Annotated in this window: 14 protein-coding genes; 4 read left to right on the top strand and 10 right to left on the bottom strand. The window is 72.8% G+C overall.

The features are described from left to right. Nucleotides 1–10: 10 nt before the first annotated feature. Entirely contained in the window at nt 11–1,168 is a 1,158-nt protein-coding gene (locus tag AC0HI0_RS47230; protein WP_480929980.1) for an acyltransferase family protein, read from the bottom strand. A 154-nt stretch (nt 1,169–1,322) separates the two neighbouring features. Between AC0HI0_RS47230 and AC0HI0_RS47225 the strand changes: the two genes are divergently transcribed. The 3 genes from AC0HI0_RS47225 to AC0HI0_RS47215 are packed head-to-tail and all read left to right on the top strand — an operon-like array spanning nt 1,323 to nt 4,002. Further along, nucleotides 1,323–2,339 (top strand): glycosyltransferase family 2 protein, encoded by a 1,017-nt coding sequence (locus AC0HI0_RS47225; RefSeq protein ID WP_480929979.1) that lies wholly within the window; start codon nt 1,323–1,325, stop codon nt 2,337–2,339. Beyond that, nucleotides 2,336–2,746: a GtrA family protein gene (locus tag AC0HI0_RS47220; RefSeq protein WP_480929978.1), complete on the top strand. Its 411-nt coding sequence runs from the start codon at nt 2,336–2,338 to the stop codon at nt 2,744–2,746. The genes AC0HI0_RS47225 and AC0HI0_RS47220 overlap by 4 nt, the downstream gene beginning before the upstream one ends. Beyond that, entirely contained in the window at nt 2,746–4,002 is a 1,257-nt protein-coding gene (locus AC0HI0_RS47215) for a mannosyltransferase family protein (RefSeq protein WP_480929977.1), read from the top strand. The genes AC0HI0_RS47220 and AC0HI0_RS47215 overlap by 1 nt, the downstream gene beginning before the upstream one ends. 16 nt (nt 4,003–4,018) lie before the next feature. On the opposite strand, the gene AC0HI0_RS47210 is transcribed toward AC0HI0_RS47215, so the two are convergent. After that, nucleotides 4,019–4,363 carry a MerR family transcriptional regulator gene (locus AC0HI0_RS47210; RefSeq protein WP_480929976.1) on the bottom strand — a complete coding sequence of 115 codons (345 nt, stop codon included), beginning with the start codon at nt 4,361–4,363 and terminating at the stop codon, nt 4,019–4,021. 16 nt (nt 4,364–4,379) lie between these two features. Beyond that, the gene (locus tag AC0HI0_RS47205) at nt 4,380–5,135 is read right to left on the bottom strand and encodes an SDR family NAD(P)-dependent oxidoreductase (RefSeq protein WP_480929975.1); all 756 of its coding nucleotides are present in this window, start codon (nt 5,133–5,135) and stop codon (nt 4,380–4,382) included. A 77-nt stretch (nt 5,136–5,212) separates the two neighbouring features. Between AC0HI0_RS47205 and AC0HI0_RS47200 the strand changes: the two genes are divergently transcribed. Then, nucleotides 5,213–5,644, top strand: a complete 432-nt coding sequence (locus tag AC0HI0_RS47200) for a hypothetical protein (RefSeq protein ID WP_480929974.1) — start codon at nt 5,213–5,215, stop codon at nt 5,642–5,644. Between the two features lie 523 nt (nt 5,645–6,167). On the opposite strand, the gene AC0HI0_RS47195 is transcribed toward AC0HI0_RS47200, so the two are convergent. The 7 genes from AC0HI0_RS47195 to AC0HI0_RS47165 all read right to left on the bottom strand — a co-directional run bounded on the left by AC0HI0_RS47195 (nt 6,168) and on the right by AC0HI0_RS47165 (nt 14,894). Continuing rightward, entirely contained in the window at nt 6,168–6,758 is a 591-nt protein-coding gene (locus tag AC0HI0_RS47195) for a hypothetical protein (RefSeq protein WP_480929973.1), read from the bottom strand. Nucleotides 6,759–6,788: 30 nt separating this feature from the next. Continuing rightward, complete coding sequence (locus AC0HI0_RS47190) at nt 6,789–7,442, bottom strand: response regulator (protein ID WP_480929972.1); 654 nt, start codon at nt 7,440–7,442, stop codon at nt 6,789–6,791. Nucleotides 7,443–7,463: 21 nt separating this feature from the next. Next, nucleotides 7,464–8,954 carry a sensor histidine kinase gene (locus AC0HI0_RS47185; protein ID WP_480929971.1) on the bottom strand — a complete coding sequence of 497 codons (1,491 nt, stop codon included), beginning with the start codon at nt 8,952–8,954 and terminating at the stop codon, nt 7,464–7,466. An 8-nt stretch (nt 8,955–8,962) separates the two neighbouring features. After that, nucleotides 8,963–9,595, bottom strand: a complete 633-nt coding sequence (locus AC0HI0_RS47180; RefSeq protein ID WP_480929970.1) for a phosphatase PAP2 family protein — start codon at nt 9,593–9,595, stop codon at nt 8,963–8,965. A 137-nt stretch (nt 9,596–9,732) separates the two neighbouring features. Continuing rightward, complete coding sequence (locus AC0HI0_RS47175) at nt 9,733–10,422, bottom strand: hypothetical protein (protein WP_480929969.1); 690 nt, start codon at nt 10,420–10,422, stop codon at nt 9,733–9,735. Nucleotides 10,423–10,507: 85 nt separating this feature from the next. Further along, entirely contained in the window at nt 10,508–11,836 is a 1,329-nt protein-coding gene (locus AC0HI0_RS47170) for an MFS transporter (protein ID WP_480929968.1), read from the bottom strand. A gap of 133 nt (nt 11,837–11,969) precedes the next feature. Beyond that, entirely contained in the window at nt 11,970–14,894 is a 2,925-nt protein-coding gene (locus tag AC0HI0_RS47165; protein ID WP_480929967.1) for a M36 family metallopeptidase, read from the bottom strand. Nucleotides 14,895–14,964: the final 70 nt, after the last annotated feature.

Here is a 14,964-nt window from a genome sequence, read left to right as displayed (position 1 = left end):
CGCCGGGCGCTCAGGCCGTGGCGGTGGACGGTGCCGGCGCGGGCTCGACCGCGGGCTCCGCCGGCGGCTCGGCCTTGCGCCGGCCGCGCGTGATGATCTTGCGGCCCAACGCGATCGCGGGCTTCTCGAACCACCGGAAGACCAGGTCGGCCATCAGCAGCGAGACGACGACCACCACGATCGCGGTCGTCGTGCCGTTGACCGCGAAGCGCGGGATGGTCAGCACGACGATGAAGTGCGCGACGCCCTGGATCAGGTACAGCGAGTACGACCGGTCGCCCACGAACCGCATCGGCGCCGTCGACAGCAGCCACCGCACCGGGCCGCGCGACACCAGCACCACGAGCAGCAGCGCCACCGACACCGCGTAACCGAGCAGCAACCACAGGTTGTTGCGGGTGCTCGCCCACAGGTCGGTCATGTTGACGTGCAGCAGCAGGAACGCGCCCACGACCGGCACCGCCGCCAGCGGGTGCGTCAACGGCGCGACCAGCGCGAACGACCGCTTGTTGTGCATCAGGATGGCCAGCAGCGCGCCGAGCAGCAGGATCGCGTAGTGGACGGTCGACTCGTAGAGCAGGGTCAGCGAGTAGTCCATGATCCAGCCGCCGGTGAACGGGATCAGCAGCACCATCGCGGCCAGCGCGGCCACCGCCACGGCGATCCGGCGCTTCACCGCCGCCACCCCGACCACGACCATCAGCGCCGGCCAGAAGAGGTAGAACTTCTCCTCGATGCCCAGCGTCCACGAACCGCTGAAGAAGTTGTTCGGCCCGGTCGGGTTGGCCTCGGGCAGGAACTCGTTGAAGAACGTCAGGTAGTACGGCAGCGCGGTCGGGAACTCGCGACTGTAGAACTCCCCGCGCAACGCGCAGAACAGCACGATGAACCCGAGGATCACCAGGTAAGGCGGCAGGATGCGGAACACCCGCCGGATGTAGAACGACTTCAGCGAGATCCGCCCCGCCGACGACTGCTCGCGCAGCAGCAACGTCGTGATCAGGAAGCCGGAGAGCACGAAGAAGATGTAGACGCCGACCCAGCCGGACACCCACGTCCACTTCGGTCCGGCGAAGTGGGACACCACCACGATCACGGCCGCGACCGCGCGCAGCCCGTCGAGCGCGGGGAACCGGCGCATGGCCATGTACTCGGCATGTGTCAGCACGCGGAACTGCCTCTCCCCTACGCCTTTGACGAGCCGGCACACGGTACCCGACCACCGGATGTCCGTTTCGACTGCGTATAGTGCCGCCGGAATCCCCATGCCGGATCCGGCCGGGCCTCCCCATGTCGCGAACACGTTAAAGGACGGTTGGCCTGTGAGCTCCGAGGCGCACCCCGACGGGACGAAGCGGACCATCACCTACGTCTTCCCGATCTACAACGAGGCCGGGAACATCGACCTGCTGCACAAGACCGTGTCCGACATCACGGCCGAGATCGCCGACCGCTACCACGTGAACTTCATCTACGTGGACGACGGCAGCAAGGACGACTCGCTGGCCCACCTGCGGGCGCTGGCCGACGCCGACGACCGGGTCACGGTGATCGAGCTGGCCCGCAACTTCGGCCACCAGATGGCGGTCACCGCGGGCTTGGACCTGGCCGACGCGGACGCCGTGGTGATCATGGACAGCGACATGCAGGACCCGCCCCGGGTCAGCCTGGAGCTGATCGAGAAGTGGGAGCAGGGCTACGAGGTCGTCTACGCCCAGCGCCGCTCCCGCCAGGACAGCGCGTTCAAGAAGCTGACCGCGAGTGCGTTCTACTGGTTCCTGCGCAAGGTCGCCTCGATCGACATCCCGCGCAACACCGGCGACTTCCGGCTGATCGACCGCAAGGTCGTGGACGAGCTGCGCAAGTACCGCGAGCGCGACCGCTTCCTGCGCGGCCTGGTGAGCTACATCGGCTTCCGGCAGACCGGCGTGCTGTTCGACCGCGACGAGCGGCACGCGGGCGTGACCGGCTACCCGCTGAGCAAGATGATGCGCTTCGCCGCGGACGGCATCCTCGGCTTCTCGGTGGCCCCGCTGCGGCTGATCAGCCGGCTGGGCTACTTCATCTCGTTCCTGAGCTTCCTGGGCATCGTCTACGTCGGCGCGGTGCGGCTGTTCGCGCCGGAGACCGCCGTGCCCGGCTGGGCGTTCATCACCATCGGCATGTTCTTCCTGGGCGGCATCCAGATCACCATGCTGGGCGTGCTGGGCAGCTACATCGGCCGCACGTACGCGCAGGCGCAGGGCCGGCCGCTGTACGCGGTCGCGTCCGTGCACACCGGCGCGAAGCAGGTGACCGCACCGCCGGCGGCCCCGGCCGCGAAGAGCCTGCTGTCGTGAAGCCGGAACTCGCCACCAAGATCAGGTTCGGCCTGGTCGGCATCGCCAACACGATGGTCGACCTGGTCGCGTACACCCTGCTGTCGCTCGCGGGCGTGCCGATGTTCGTGGCGAACCTGGTCTCCACGTCCGCGGGCATGGTGTGCAGCTTCACCCTGAACCGCTCGTTCACCTTCCGCGCCCGAGGCGGCGACCTGCGCACCCAGATCGTGCTGTTCGCGCTGGTCACGGCCGTCGGGCTGTGGGTGGTGCAGCCGATCGTGATCAGCCTGACCGGCGGCTTGTTCGCCGGCACGCCCGAGCTGGTCGCGGTGGTGGGGCCGAAGCTGATCGCGCTGGCCTTCACCCTCGTGTGGAACTACGTCCTGTACAGCAAGCTCGTCTTCAGACCGAAGGAAGCCGTCTGATGACGGATGTGATGACGCCGGCCGTCCAAGCGCCGGACAACCGCCCCACCCGCCCCGACTCCCGGTGGCGCGCGCTCGCCGCGTCGGACTGGGCGCGCACGTTCGCCCTGGTGTTCGCCTGGCACGCGGTGCTCACCGCGGTCGCCGTGCTGTTCCAGGGCTCGCTGCCGATCGGCGAGGGCTACCCGGTCAAGGTGCTCGGCCCGGACGCCACCCTGCTGTCCCACACCTACCGCTGGGACGCGGAGAACTTCCACAACATCACCCTGGGCGGCTACGGCAACGAGGCCACGCCGTGGGTGCACGCGTTCTACCCGTTCTTCCCGTTCTGCCTGTGGATCGTGCAGACGATCACGTTCGGCAAGCTCGGCTTCCTGGCCACCGGGCTCGTGGTCAACGGGCTCGCGTCCTGGTTCGCGGCGACCGCGCTGCTCAAGATCGCGCGGCACTTCCTGACCGGCGAACGGGCCGCGTGGCTGACCGTGGCGGCGTTCCTCACCGCGCCCACGGCGTTCTTCATGCACGCCTTCTACAGCGAAGCGGTGTTCTGCGCGCTGGGGTTCTGGGCGTTCCTGTTCGCGTTGCGCCGCCAGTGGGTGTGGATGGGCCTGCTGCTCATCCCGCTCACCGCGACCCGGATCACCGCCGTGCTGTTCGTCGGCCTGTGCTTCCTGGAGTTCTGGCGCAGCAAGGAGTGGAAGCCGCGCGGCCTGCTGTCGTGGAACCTGCTGTGGTTCCCGGCGGCCGGGCTCGGGGTGGTCGCGTACGCGGTGGTGCTCAAGGTCGTGAACGGTGACGCGCTGGCGATGTTCCACGCCTACGACACCGTCACGACGTGGGGCTACCACCAGACCAACCCGAACATCCTCGGCACGATGTACCACGAGGTCGTCGCCTCGTGGGACGCGTTGGCGAGCGGGCGGCCGGACAACTGGCAGGTGCTCAGCCACCTGCTGCCGACGGTCGGGCTGCTCGTGCTGCTGGCGTGCTCGGTGTACACGTTCGTGGCGCTGCGCAAGGACGGCATCCCGTTGGCCGCCTTCGGCCTGGCGTCGTTCGTGATGTTCACGCTGAACAGCAACGTGGTCTCGGTGCACCGGTACCTGTTGCCGTGCCTGGTGATCTACGTGGCGATGGTGCTCGCGGCACAGCGCCGACCCGCGCTGCGACCGGTGCTGTACGGCTGGATGTACCTGACGACGCTCGTGCAGTCGGCCGTGTTCCTGCTGTTCGTGTCCGGGAACTGGGCCGGCTGACCGGCGGCGGCCGCGACTACCGGCCGGCGAGCTTCGCGGACAGGTGGTCGCGGACCCGGGCCAGGTCCGCGATCCGCTGGTCCAGCACCGCCAGCCGGCGGCGGCCGACGGCGACCAGGGCGGGGGACGGGCGGGCGGCCGCCAGGTCCCCGTCGAGGCAGGACCGGAAGTGCCGGACGTCGTCCAGGGTGAGGCCGGCGTCGAGCAGGTAGCGGATGTTCGCGACGCGGGCCACCGCGGCCCGGTCGTAGACGCGGTAGCCGTTCGCGGCGCGTTCGGCGGTCAGCAGGCCGTTCTCCTCGTAGAACCGCAGCGCCCTGGTGCTGACACCCGTGGCCTTCGCCAACTCCCCGATCCGCACGCCGGCGAGGCTACCCTCACCCGACGAGCGCCCCGCCGTCCACGGGCAGCACGACGCCGGTGGTGAACCCGGCCTCGGGACGGGCGAGCTGGACGATCCAGAACGCGACCTCCTCCGGCCGGCCCACCCGGCGCAACGGGACGTGCGCCGCCAGCCGCGTGCGCAGCGCGTCGGCTTCGTCCGGGTCGAGGCCCTGGTGGGCGGCGATGGGCGTGGCGATCGGGCCGGGCGCGACCGCGACCACGCGCACGCCCTGCGGGGCGTACTGCACGGCCCAGCTGCGCGTCAGGGAGTCCAGGGCGGCCTTGGCGGCGGCGTACAGGGCGCCGCCCGGCATCGGCCAGCCGCGTTGCCCGATGGCGGTGCTGACGTTGACCACGACGCCGCGCGTCGCGACGAGGTGCGGGAGGGCGGCTCCGGTCAGGTGGACGGGGGCCAGCAGGTTCGTGGCGAGCATCTCCCGGACCGCGTCGTCCTGGACGTCGCCCAGCGGGGCCTGTCGGACGATCCCGGCGTTGTTCACCAGGACGTCCAGCCGCCCGAACGCCTCGACCGCCTCGGCGACGACGTGGTCGGCCGCGCCGGGGGCGGCGATGTCGGCGACGAGCGCGCGGACGCCGGGAAAGCCGGCGGCGGTCTCGGCCAGCCGCTCGGCGGTCCGGCCGACGACCAGCACCCGCGCGCCCTGCCCGGCGAACGCGCGGGCGGTGGCCCGCCCGATCCCCGTGCCCGCGCCGGTCACCACTACCGCCTTGCCTGGGAACTGACTCATGACGCCCGACCGTAGACATTGCCGCCCGCGTCAAGGTCAAGCCCGGTGACGGTCGAGCCGCGATTTAAGGTGGTGGCGTGGAGCTGACCATGAGGTCCCGGCTGGGTGGCCCCGAGCGGTCCCCGGTCGAATCGGTGAGCCTGCGCCGGGCTTTGGTGCCCGCCCTCGCGCAGGTCATGGTGGACGGGCTCGACGTGCTCGACGTGCAACTCGTGCTGGGCGGCTCGATCACGTCCGGCGACGGGCACGGCGGTGTGCACGACCTGCGGTACTCGGCCGCGCGCAAGCGGATCACGGTCACCGTCGTCGTCCCGGCCGCCGAGATCGCGGCGAGTTCGGCCGTCGAGGCGGCCGGTCCGCACTTCGCGGCACTGGCCCGGCGGGTGGCCGACCGGTGCGCGCCGGGCCGGGCGGAGGAGTTGGCGGCGGCGTTCGCCGGCGCGGTGCGCGACGCCGCCTCGGTCGTCGCCGCGATCGACGCCGTCGAACCCCGGACGAGCAATGCGTAAGTGGGTCGGTGGTCGTAGGCGGCCAGGGATCGGGTGACGGGTCGGCCGGTGGCGCGGTTGTGCCGGACGGCGGCCCAGGTTCAACCGGCCTGTCAGCCGACTCGGTCGACCGGCGGACGGACTTGGGCAGTGGTTCGCCGGGATACGGGGTCCGGTTGCGGCAGGCCGTGCCGATCGGCGAGCGTCGGTGTCGGCGGCCGACCAGCGCACGACCTGCTCGACCAGGGGGGCAACGCCGCGCGGAGGCGGCGGTGGTGGTCGGACCGGCCGGGCGGGCACCGGAACGCGCCGGGCATCCGGACCGGCAGGAACCCCGACCACCGGGCCTCGGAGGCGACCCCGGGCAGTGCCCGGGCCACCGCGAGGGTGACCAGCCCGGCATCGGTCGACCGCGGTGGCCCGCCGGCGAGGCGGTCGCCGATCTCGACGTGGAGTGCGGCCAGAAGGGTGTTCAGGCCGGTCGTCACGAGTCGAACACCCCTCGTCCGTCCCCGGCCACCGCCTCGACTGGCGCATTACTCGTCTAGAAGTCCAGGAACCCCGGGACGACCAACGTCGCGTGGCCGCGTTCGTCCAGCGCGCCGTAGAAGTAGATCGCGCCGTAGCCGAACGGGTACTCGCCGAACAGGAACCCGTCCGCCGGGTGGTCGCCGTGCGGCAGGCCGTCGTCGTCGACCTGGAACAGGAAGCGGTACCCGTCCGCTTCGACGGCCGCCGCGTAGGAAGGCTCGTCCTGGATCAGCCGGGGTTCGTCGGCGATCCGCACGAACGGCGTCCGCACGCCGTCGTCCGCGATCGCGACCAGCGCCGCGCTGCCCAGTCCGGGGTGGACACCCCTCGGGTCCGCGCCGCGCGGCGACGGCGGGTGCGGCACGGCCTTCGCGCCGATCCCGGGGTACTCCACGTCGTCGTCGGCGATGGTGAACCCGCGCCGCAGCAACACCGACACCTCGCGCCCGCCCGACCACGGCGCGGCGTCCGCGCCGATCGTGAGCAGGTAGTCGTACCGGTCGAGCAGATCGCCTTGCCGCGCAAGGCATTCCGGTGCCCGGCCGCCGGCCCGCGAGCCGACCGCGCTGTCGTGGGCCGCCACGTCGAAAGCAACCGAAGCCACGCCACGAGCCTAACCCGACGCCCGCGCGGCTCAGCCGGCCGGCGGGATCAGGCCGGCCTCGTAGGCGACGATCGCGGCCTGGACGCGGTTGCGCGCGTCGAGCCGCCGCAGGACGTTGCCGACGTAGACCTTCACCGTCCCCTCCACCACGTGCAGGCGGGCGGCGATCTCGGCGTTCGACAGGCCCGCGCCGATCAGCCCGAGCACCTCGCGCTCCCGCTCGGTCAGGCCGCCGACCCGGTCGCCGGCCCGCAGCCGGGGGCCGCGCCCGGACAGGTGGTCCACCACCCGTTTCGCGACCAGCGGCGACAGGTAGGCGGCACCGGACGCGACCGCGCGCACGCCCGCGACGATCTCGTGCGGGTCGCCGGTCTTGAGCACGAAACCGCCGATGCCCTCGCCGAGCGCGCGCGAGATGTAGCCGTCGTCGGCGAACGTGGTCAGCACCAGCGACGCGGTGCCGGTGTCCAGCCGGCGGATCTCCGCCGCCGCGTCCAGGCCGTCGAGCACGGGCATCCGGATGTCCAGCACGGCCACGTCCGGCCGGTGCGCCAGCACCAGGTCGACCGCCGCGCGCCCGTCACCGGCCTCGCCGACGACCTCCACGTCCCGCGCGGTCGCCAGCACGGCCCGCACCCCGACCCGGACGACCGCCTCGTCGTCGGCCAGCACCACCCTGATCACGTCCGGCATCATCGCCCCCGGTCACGGGTCGCGCGCGAGCAGGGCCTTGTCGGCCAGCCGCCCGTCGCGGAAGCACAGCCGGTAGAGGTCCAGCCGCCGGTTGTCGAACGGGTTGCGGTGCGTGCTGTAGTAGCGGCAGGTGGTGCCGGCGGGCGGCGGGGGCGTCCGGCCGGGGTCGTCCACCCGGGTCCGGTCCGGCAGCACGGCCACCACCTCGGCCTCCGGCTGCCCGACCCGCAGCCGCCGGTAGTCGTCGGGGGCGAGCACGGAGGTGGCGGTGTCGAAGACCAGGTAGCCGAGCGGGACGAGCACGATCCCGGCGGCGATGGCGCAGGTCAGCAGCACGGTCCGGCGGGCGCTGCGGCGGACCTGGAGTTCCGCGCGCCGGCGGTGGCCGCCGGTGGCCGGCGCGTCGTGCAGGACGGGGGTGGCGGGCAGGCTCGCCCGCACCTCGAACCCGCCGTCGGCGAGGTCGCGCGCGGTGAACGTGCCGCCGACCAGCGCGACCCGCTCGGCCAGGCCGAGCAGGCCCTGGCCGCCGCCGGGTGCCGCCGCCCGCCGGGCCGGGCCGCTGACCACGCCGACCTCGACCCGGCCGCCCCGGGCGACCTCGACGGTCACCGGCGCGCCGGGCGCGTGCTTGATCGCGTTGGTGAGCGCCTCGGTGACCACGCGGTGCACCGTGTGCGCGATCACCGGGTCGACCGTCCCGAGCCCGTCACCGGTCGACTCGACGACGAGGCCGGCGAGCCGGGCGCGGTCCACGATCTCGGCCACGGACTCGACCCGCTCCGGTTCCCCGGTGCGCAGCAGGCCCACGACGTCGGCCAGCCGCTCGGCGGCGGAGGTGACCGCCGCGCGGGCCGCGCGCGCCGACGCCCGGTGCCCGGCGTCCAGGTCCGGCGCCAGCTCCAGCGCGCCGACCCGCAGCGCCGCCTGCGCCAGCTCGTGGCCGACGAGGTCGTGCATCTCGGCGGCGAGCCGGGCCCGTTCCCGGGCGCGGGCCTGGTCGGCGTCGCGTTCCAGCTGCTCGGCCCGTTCCCAGCCGGCCTCGACCATGGCCAGGTACTGCCGGCGGTAGCGCCCCACCGTCCACGGCACGGCCGCCAGCGCCGCGAGCCCGGACAGCGCCGCCACGGCCGTGTCCACGGCACCCATCACGGCGACCGCCACCACCACCGCGCCCACGCCCAGCGCCACCAGCGCCACGACGCCGCGCTCGCCGGCCGTGGCGTACCGACCGGCGAGGAACGCCACCGCGACCAGCCCTGTCGACAACGCGCCCGCGGCGACCGTGCTGTCCGCCGACACCGTGGTGAAGAACGAGACCTGCCACACCACCCCCGCCCCGACCACCGCGCCCACCGGCCACCGCCGCACCGCCGCCACGAGCGCGGCGAGGACCAGCAGGTACGCCACCGCTTCCCAGGGCGCGAGCCGGCCGGGCAGGGACGTGATCGCCGCCCACACCACCGGTACCGCCGCGAACAGCCGCACGAGCACGCCACGCACGACAGGCATCATCTCCCACCGAGCAGCACGCTGCCCGTGGCGTGCGTGCGCAGCCGGGCGACGAGCGGCGCGACCGCGCGTGCGGCCACCGGCAACACCAGTGCCACAACGATTCCGCACAGCAGCCCGGCGACCACGTCGTGCGGGTAGTGCGCTCCGACGAACACCCGCGAGAACGCCGCCGCCAACGCCAACCCCGCCGCGAGCACCCCCAGCCGCCGGCCGCTCCACGCGATCCCGACGGCCGCCGCGCCCGCGATGGCCGCGTGGTTGCTGGGGAACGACCAGTCCCCCGCCCCCGGGCACGCCACCACCGTCACCACCTCGCCCAGCGCGCGGCACGGGCGTTCCTCCTGCCACACCCCTTTCGCCGTCTCGCTGATCGCGTAGGCCAGCACGGTCACGGCAGGTGCCAGCACCGCCCGTGCCATCGCCGTCGCCGAGCCCCGCCGCGCGCGCCACCACAGCAGCAGGAACCCGAGGGCGAACAGCACCAGCACCGCCTCGGTGAAGAACGCGCCGAACGCCCGCACGGGCTCCGGGGCGGTCGCACCGAGCCGGGCGATGTCCAGGTACCACTCGGCGCTCACGTCCGGCACGCCGTCCACCGAAATCCCCGTCGCGGTCGGAAGTTGTTCCATGCGAACGAAGTTAGGGAGATCGTGCCGCGCCCACCGCTACCGAAGGTGAAGTGTTCGCACTGCCTTTCGGCAGGCTGCCGGCGCTGCCTCCGATGCGCCGTCCCGGTTTCCCCGGGCGACGGTGGAAGGCGGCTCGGTCAGGCTTTCAGCAGCCGTTCGACGGCGCGCGGCAGCAGGCCGTGCAGGTCGTTCAACGCCGCCTCGGTCCCGCCCGTGCTGTAGGTCGTCACGCACGAGACGAGGTTGCCGTGCGCCATGAACGCGACGCAGATCGAGTACAGGCCGCCGTCCTGCATGATCACCAGGCAACGCCCGAGGAACGCCTCGACGCCCTCCGGCCGGTCGACCGCCGTGTTCTCCGCCACGCGGATCTGGAGGTCGTCCTCCGTCCACGTGGTGCACTCGCGGGTCGCGGCGGTGACCTGGTCGAGCACCTCCTTGCCGGTCGACTCGGAGAAGCCGACGACGAAGTTGCGCACGGTGAAGGTTTCGTTCTCCCACTTGCGGTACAGGCCGGGCCGGTAGCCGTGCTCCGCGTCCACCTCGACGTCGCACAGCCTCGGCATCCCCGACACGGCGTACTTCTGGTCGGTCGGCTGCGCGACGCCCCGGTCGGCCATGGCGTCACGCGGGAACGCGGCGCGCTCGACCAGGCCGGGCAGCCGGTCGGTCAGCGACGGCGCGCTGGACGTGGTGGCCGGTGCGGTCGTCGGCCCGCTCGTCGGCCCGGCGGACGAAGGCGCGGGCTCGGCCGCCGTGGTCGAGCCGCACGCCACCAGCGCACCCGCCAGGACGCAGAGCGCGGCCAATCCCCCCAGAGTCTTCACACGCGCACTATCGCCTGTCGCAATAGGACGTTTCAAGCCAGTATCCAAGATCACAGCCGGGTCTCGCGCCCGGTCGCCGCCGCGTTCAGGAACGCCGGAAGTCCTCCGAGTCGACCCGGTGGGGCGCGGCGATGTCCCGGAGGTCGCGTTGACGGGTTTCCCCCGCCCACAGGAACGCGACCACCGTGCAGACGATCGTCGCGCACAGGAACAACGCGGCCGGGACCGTGGACGGGGATCGGTGCAGCAGCGCCACACCCACGATCGGCGCGAGCGACCCGACCACCGTCGCCGACTGGTAGCCCAGCGACGCCCCGGTGTAGCGGACCTCGCTGGGGAACAGCTCGGCGAAGAACGCCGACTGCGCACCGGTGATCAGGCCGTGCAGGGTCAACCCGACCACGATCACCGCCGTCACGGCGGCGAACCCGCCGCCGTCCACCAGGGGCAGCCCGACCAACGCCCACACCGCGATCAGCACGGCGACGGCGATCGTGCACCGGCGGCGGCCGAACCGGTCGGCGAGCAGCCCGCCGGTCGGGATCGCCACCACCTGGAAGACCGACGCGATCGTGATGGCGGACAGCGCGGTGTTCTTCGGCAGGTGCACGATCTGCGAGAGGTAGGAGATCAGGAAGATGCTGAACGTGTAGTAGGTCGCCTTCTCCCCCACGTTCGCCAGCGCCGCGATGACCACCGGCTTGCGGTAGTGGCGCAGCACGGTCTTGATCGGCGCACGGCTCAGGGCGGGCTCGCGCGCGGCCAGGAACAGCGGCGATTCCTCCACCGCGTGCCGCAGCCAGATCCCGATCACCACCAGCACGGCCGAGAGCAGGAACGGGATCCGCCAACCCCAGTCCAGGAACTCCTCGTCGGTCACGCCCAGCCCGAGCACCGCCAGGACGCCGGTCGCGATCATGTTGCCCAGCGGGCCACCGGTCTGCGGCCAACTGCTCCAGAACCCGCGCCGCGCCGCCGACCCGTGCTCCGCCACCAGGAGCACCGCGCCGCCCCATTCGCCGCCCAGCGCCAGCCCCTGCACCAGGCGCAGCGCGGTCAGCAGGATCGGCGCGGCGACACCGATCGAGGCGTACGACGGGACCAACCCGATCGCGACCGTCGCCGAACCCATCACGATCAAGCTCAAGGACAACGTCCGGCGACGCCCGAACCGGTCGCCGAGGTGCCCGAACAGCACGCCGCCCAACGGCCGCGCCAGAAATCCCACCGCGTAACTGGCGAGAGCGAGCAGCACACCGGTCAACGGATCGCTGCCGGGGAAGAACACTCTGTCGAACACCAGCGCCGCGGCCGTGCCGTACAGGAAGAAGTCGTAGAACTCGATCGTCGTGCCGGCCACGCTCGCCGCCACGATCCGCGCGAAACCGCGCCGGGACGGGGTTTCGGTCGACATCACGCCTCCGGGGCTCGACGGCCGGGCGGAACCCGACAGCCCGGACGCTACCGAACGTAGAGTGGTCGACTACGGACCGTCAAGAACGCCGCCCGTGCGCGCCAGGGGCACGGGCGGCGTTCACGCGTGCGGGTCAGTTCCGGAACGCCTGGAACTCCGCGATCCGGACGGCCTGCGCCGCCGCCGGGTTGCCGGTGGCGCAGTCACTGGTGGAACGCGGGTCGTCGTGCTGCGAACCCGCGTACTCCGGCGTGCCGGTGCACTGGTTGGCGAGCACCCGGACCATCAGGTGGGTGGCCTTGGTCGGCGGGATGCGGAACGACCGGAGGTTCAGGTCCGACGCCGTCGGCCGGGGCACGTCGGCCGGGAACGCGTCCGCCGGGCTGGTGAACACCCGCCGGTAGCCGGCCGCGCTGCCGCAGTCCGCTCCCGCCGCGCTGTTGCACGCCAGCACCTCGAACCGGCGCACGGCGGTGAACCGGCTCTGCGCACCGGGATCCGGGTCGGGCTCGATCGCCGGCCGCAGCAGGGCGCTCACCTGCACGCGCCCCACCCGCTGCGGTTCGGTGCCGGCCAGGTCGATCCGGACGCTGCGGCCCGCGACCGGCGCACCGAGCGCCGCCCAGCCGGTCGCCTCGGTGTCGTCGATGAGCTTGTCCAGGTTCACGCCGTCGCCGGCGGCCGTCGCGCCGAGCGCCTTGGACGCGAGGTTGCGCGCGGTCGGCGGCCGGATCGTGGCGCGTTCGCCGGGGTCGACCTCGCGGCGCAGGCGGGTGCTGCCGTAGCCGTCGCCGGCGACCACGAAGCTGTAGGCACCGGGCACGACCTGGACGGTGTCGGGCAGCGGCGTGGCCGGGTCGGTGTCGGCGACCGGGGTCGAGCGGGCCTCGTACTCGCCGACGTAGAGCCGGACCGGGTTCCCGGCCTCGCCCGGGGCCAGCCGCAGGGTCGCGTTGCGGGCGTGCGGCGAGGCGAAGCCCGGCGTCGGGTCCTGGTCGTTCGGGCCGTTGCTGGCCGCGCCCAGGCCGAGGCCGCGTCGGGCGAACGCGTTCCACAGCAGCGGGACGTCCGCGCCGCCGAACCGGATCTCGTTGGCGGCGATCGTGGCGTCGCGCATGTCGACGTAGCTCACCGCGCCGGAAGCGTTGAGCAGCAACGAGTCGAAGACCTGCTGGATCCAGCGCCGGTTGCCGGGGCACTGCTCCACCGGCCGCTTGCCGTCGGCGCACGCCCGTTGCTGCGCGGGCGTTCCGCTGCCGTAGCGCTCGATCATCGCCTTGCGCACGTCGAAGCTGGTGGCGCTCCAGATCTCGCCGTCCGCGTGCACCTGCGCGCCGACCAAGTCGTAGGCGATGTTGCTGTAGTTGAGCGGGCTGCGACTCATGTCGTAGTTGCGGATGCCCGACTTCGCGTCGCCGGTCACGTACCCGCCGACGACGTACCGGGTGTCGCCGCGCGGGACGAACCCGTACTCGTACAGGTACTCCACCGCGAACAGGTCCGAGTGCGACTCGTTCATCGCGCCCGCCTGCGCGCCCGACCAGCCGCTGTCGGGCCCGGCGATGAGCCGGCCGCTGATCGCGTGGCCGTACTCGTGCCCGATGACCGACATGTCGTAGTCGCCGTCCACGCACGGGCCGTAGAACGAGCCGGGCAGCGGCTGCCACAGGTACATGTTGGTGGTCGGCGCGACGCCGTCGGGCGGGGTGATCTGGTTGGCGTTGTTGCGCGACGGGAAGCCCGGCGGCGCGCCGCCCACCCGTCCGCCGGCCTGCGCGTTGCCGCGCTCCGCGTCGCCGCCCAGGCCGCCGTGGGTGCCGTTGTCCGCCTGCATGTTCCAGGTCTCCTCGGTGAACCCGAGGTGGTAGGACCAGTCGTGCATCCGGTTGTGCATGGCGAACAGGTTGGTCAGCGCGGCGTCGATGTCGTTCTGCTGCGGGGTGTCGAACACTGCCGGGTCGCACCGCTGCTCGTGCCACTGGTTGGTCCACGGGTAGGTGTACTCGCGGGTCGGGCTGGCGGTCGCGGTGCGCGTGCCCACCGTGCCGCTCGCGAGGTCGTCCCACTTCTCCGTGGCACGGCCGGAGTTGCCCGCCGAGGTCTTGGACGAGCCGGTCGCGTCGGCGTCCCACGCGGCGCCCCGGTCGGCCGTGCCGACCGCCCGCTCACAACCCCGCACCCGGACCAGGCACCACGTGACGCGGGTGTCGCGGGAGGAGTAGTCCGCCGGCGGGTTGGCCGGGAAGACCTCCCACTCCGGGTTGTCCGAGTCGTGGTCGACCAGGTCTTCGCGGACCAGCAGCGCTCCGGTCCGGGCGTCGACGTAGCTGGTGTACCCGGTGGGGTGCGCCTCGTCGCGGCCGATCAGCACGACCTGGTAGGCCGCGCGCGCCGGGCCGTCCGGCATCGGCACCGCGCCCGGCCGCACCCGCGAGGTGGCGGCGTCCGCCAGGCCGGCGTCGGCGGTCGCGGCGGCGAGCGCCTGGTCCGGGGTGAGGGTCGCGGGCTCGGGGTCCGCGCGGGAGGGGCTCAGCGTGGAGCTGAGGTAGCGCACGACGCCGTCCCGGATGCCGAAGGTCACCAGCCCGTCCAGCAGCGCCGGCGCGGCGCCGAACCGCTGGCGCAGCATGACGTAGGAGCCCTGCCCCATCGGGCGGCTGACCACGACGTCCATCGCGTCCACGGCCTGCGCGGCCAGCCCGAACAGCTCGCGGTTCTCGCCCAGGTAGGCGCGGGCGACGGCCACCGGGTCCTGCGCCGCGCCACGGGGCCGGACCTCCGGGCGGGGCACCAGCGTGGCGGGCGCGCCGTAGCGGTTCCACCGGACGGTCGTGCCGCGGTCGTCCGCCAGCGCCACCTGCCGGTCGGTCGGCCGGGTCGCCCCGGGACGGTTGTCGACGTCGCCGCCGTCGCGGGGGTCGCCTTGGACGGAGGTCGCCGCGACGTCGCCGGGCGAGGTGGCGGGGGTGGCCGACGCCGTGCCCACCGCCGGCGGGCCGAGCACCAGCACGCCGGTCGCGGCGAGCGCGGTGACCCTCCGGAGAGCCTGTCTCCGCATCTGTGAACGCCTCTCTCCAAGCCCTCGGGAGGTCCCGGCGAGCGAGTCGGACGAACCGTGACGATCCGAG

It is taken from the genome of Saccharothrix sp. NBAS 001, assembly GCF_056640475.1.
Note: the sequence above shows the minus strand (reverse complement) of the source record. Positions and strands in the feature narration are given on the sequence as shown.

What these genes read in the sequence shown, in the direction of transcription:
- AC0HI0_RS47215 (WP_480929977.1), top strand. Translation starts at nt 2,746, where the DNA reads ATGACGGATGTGATGACGCCGGCCGTCCAAGCGCCGGACAACCGCCCC.
- AC0HI0_RS47205 (WP_480929975.1), bottom strand. Translation starts at nt 5,135, where the DNA reads ATGAGTCAGTTCCCAGGCAAGGCGGTAGTGGTGACCGGCGCGGGCACG.
- AC0HI0_RS47180 (WP_480929970.1), bottom strand. Translation starts at nt 9,595, where the DNA reads ATGGAACAACTTCCGACCGCGACGGGGATTTCGGTGGACGGCGTGCCG.
- AC0HI0_RS47170 (WP_480929968.1), bottom strand. Translation starts at nt 11,836, where the DNA reads ATGTCGACCGAAACCCCGTCCCGGCGCGGTTTCGCGCGGATCGTGGCG.
- AC0HI0_RS47165 (WP_480929967.1), bottom strand. Translation starts at nt 14,894, where the DNA reads ATGCGGAGACAGGCTCTCCGGAGGGTCACCGCGCTCGCCGCGACCGGC.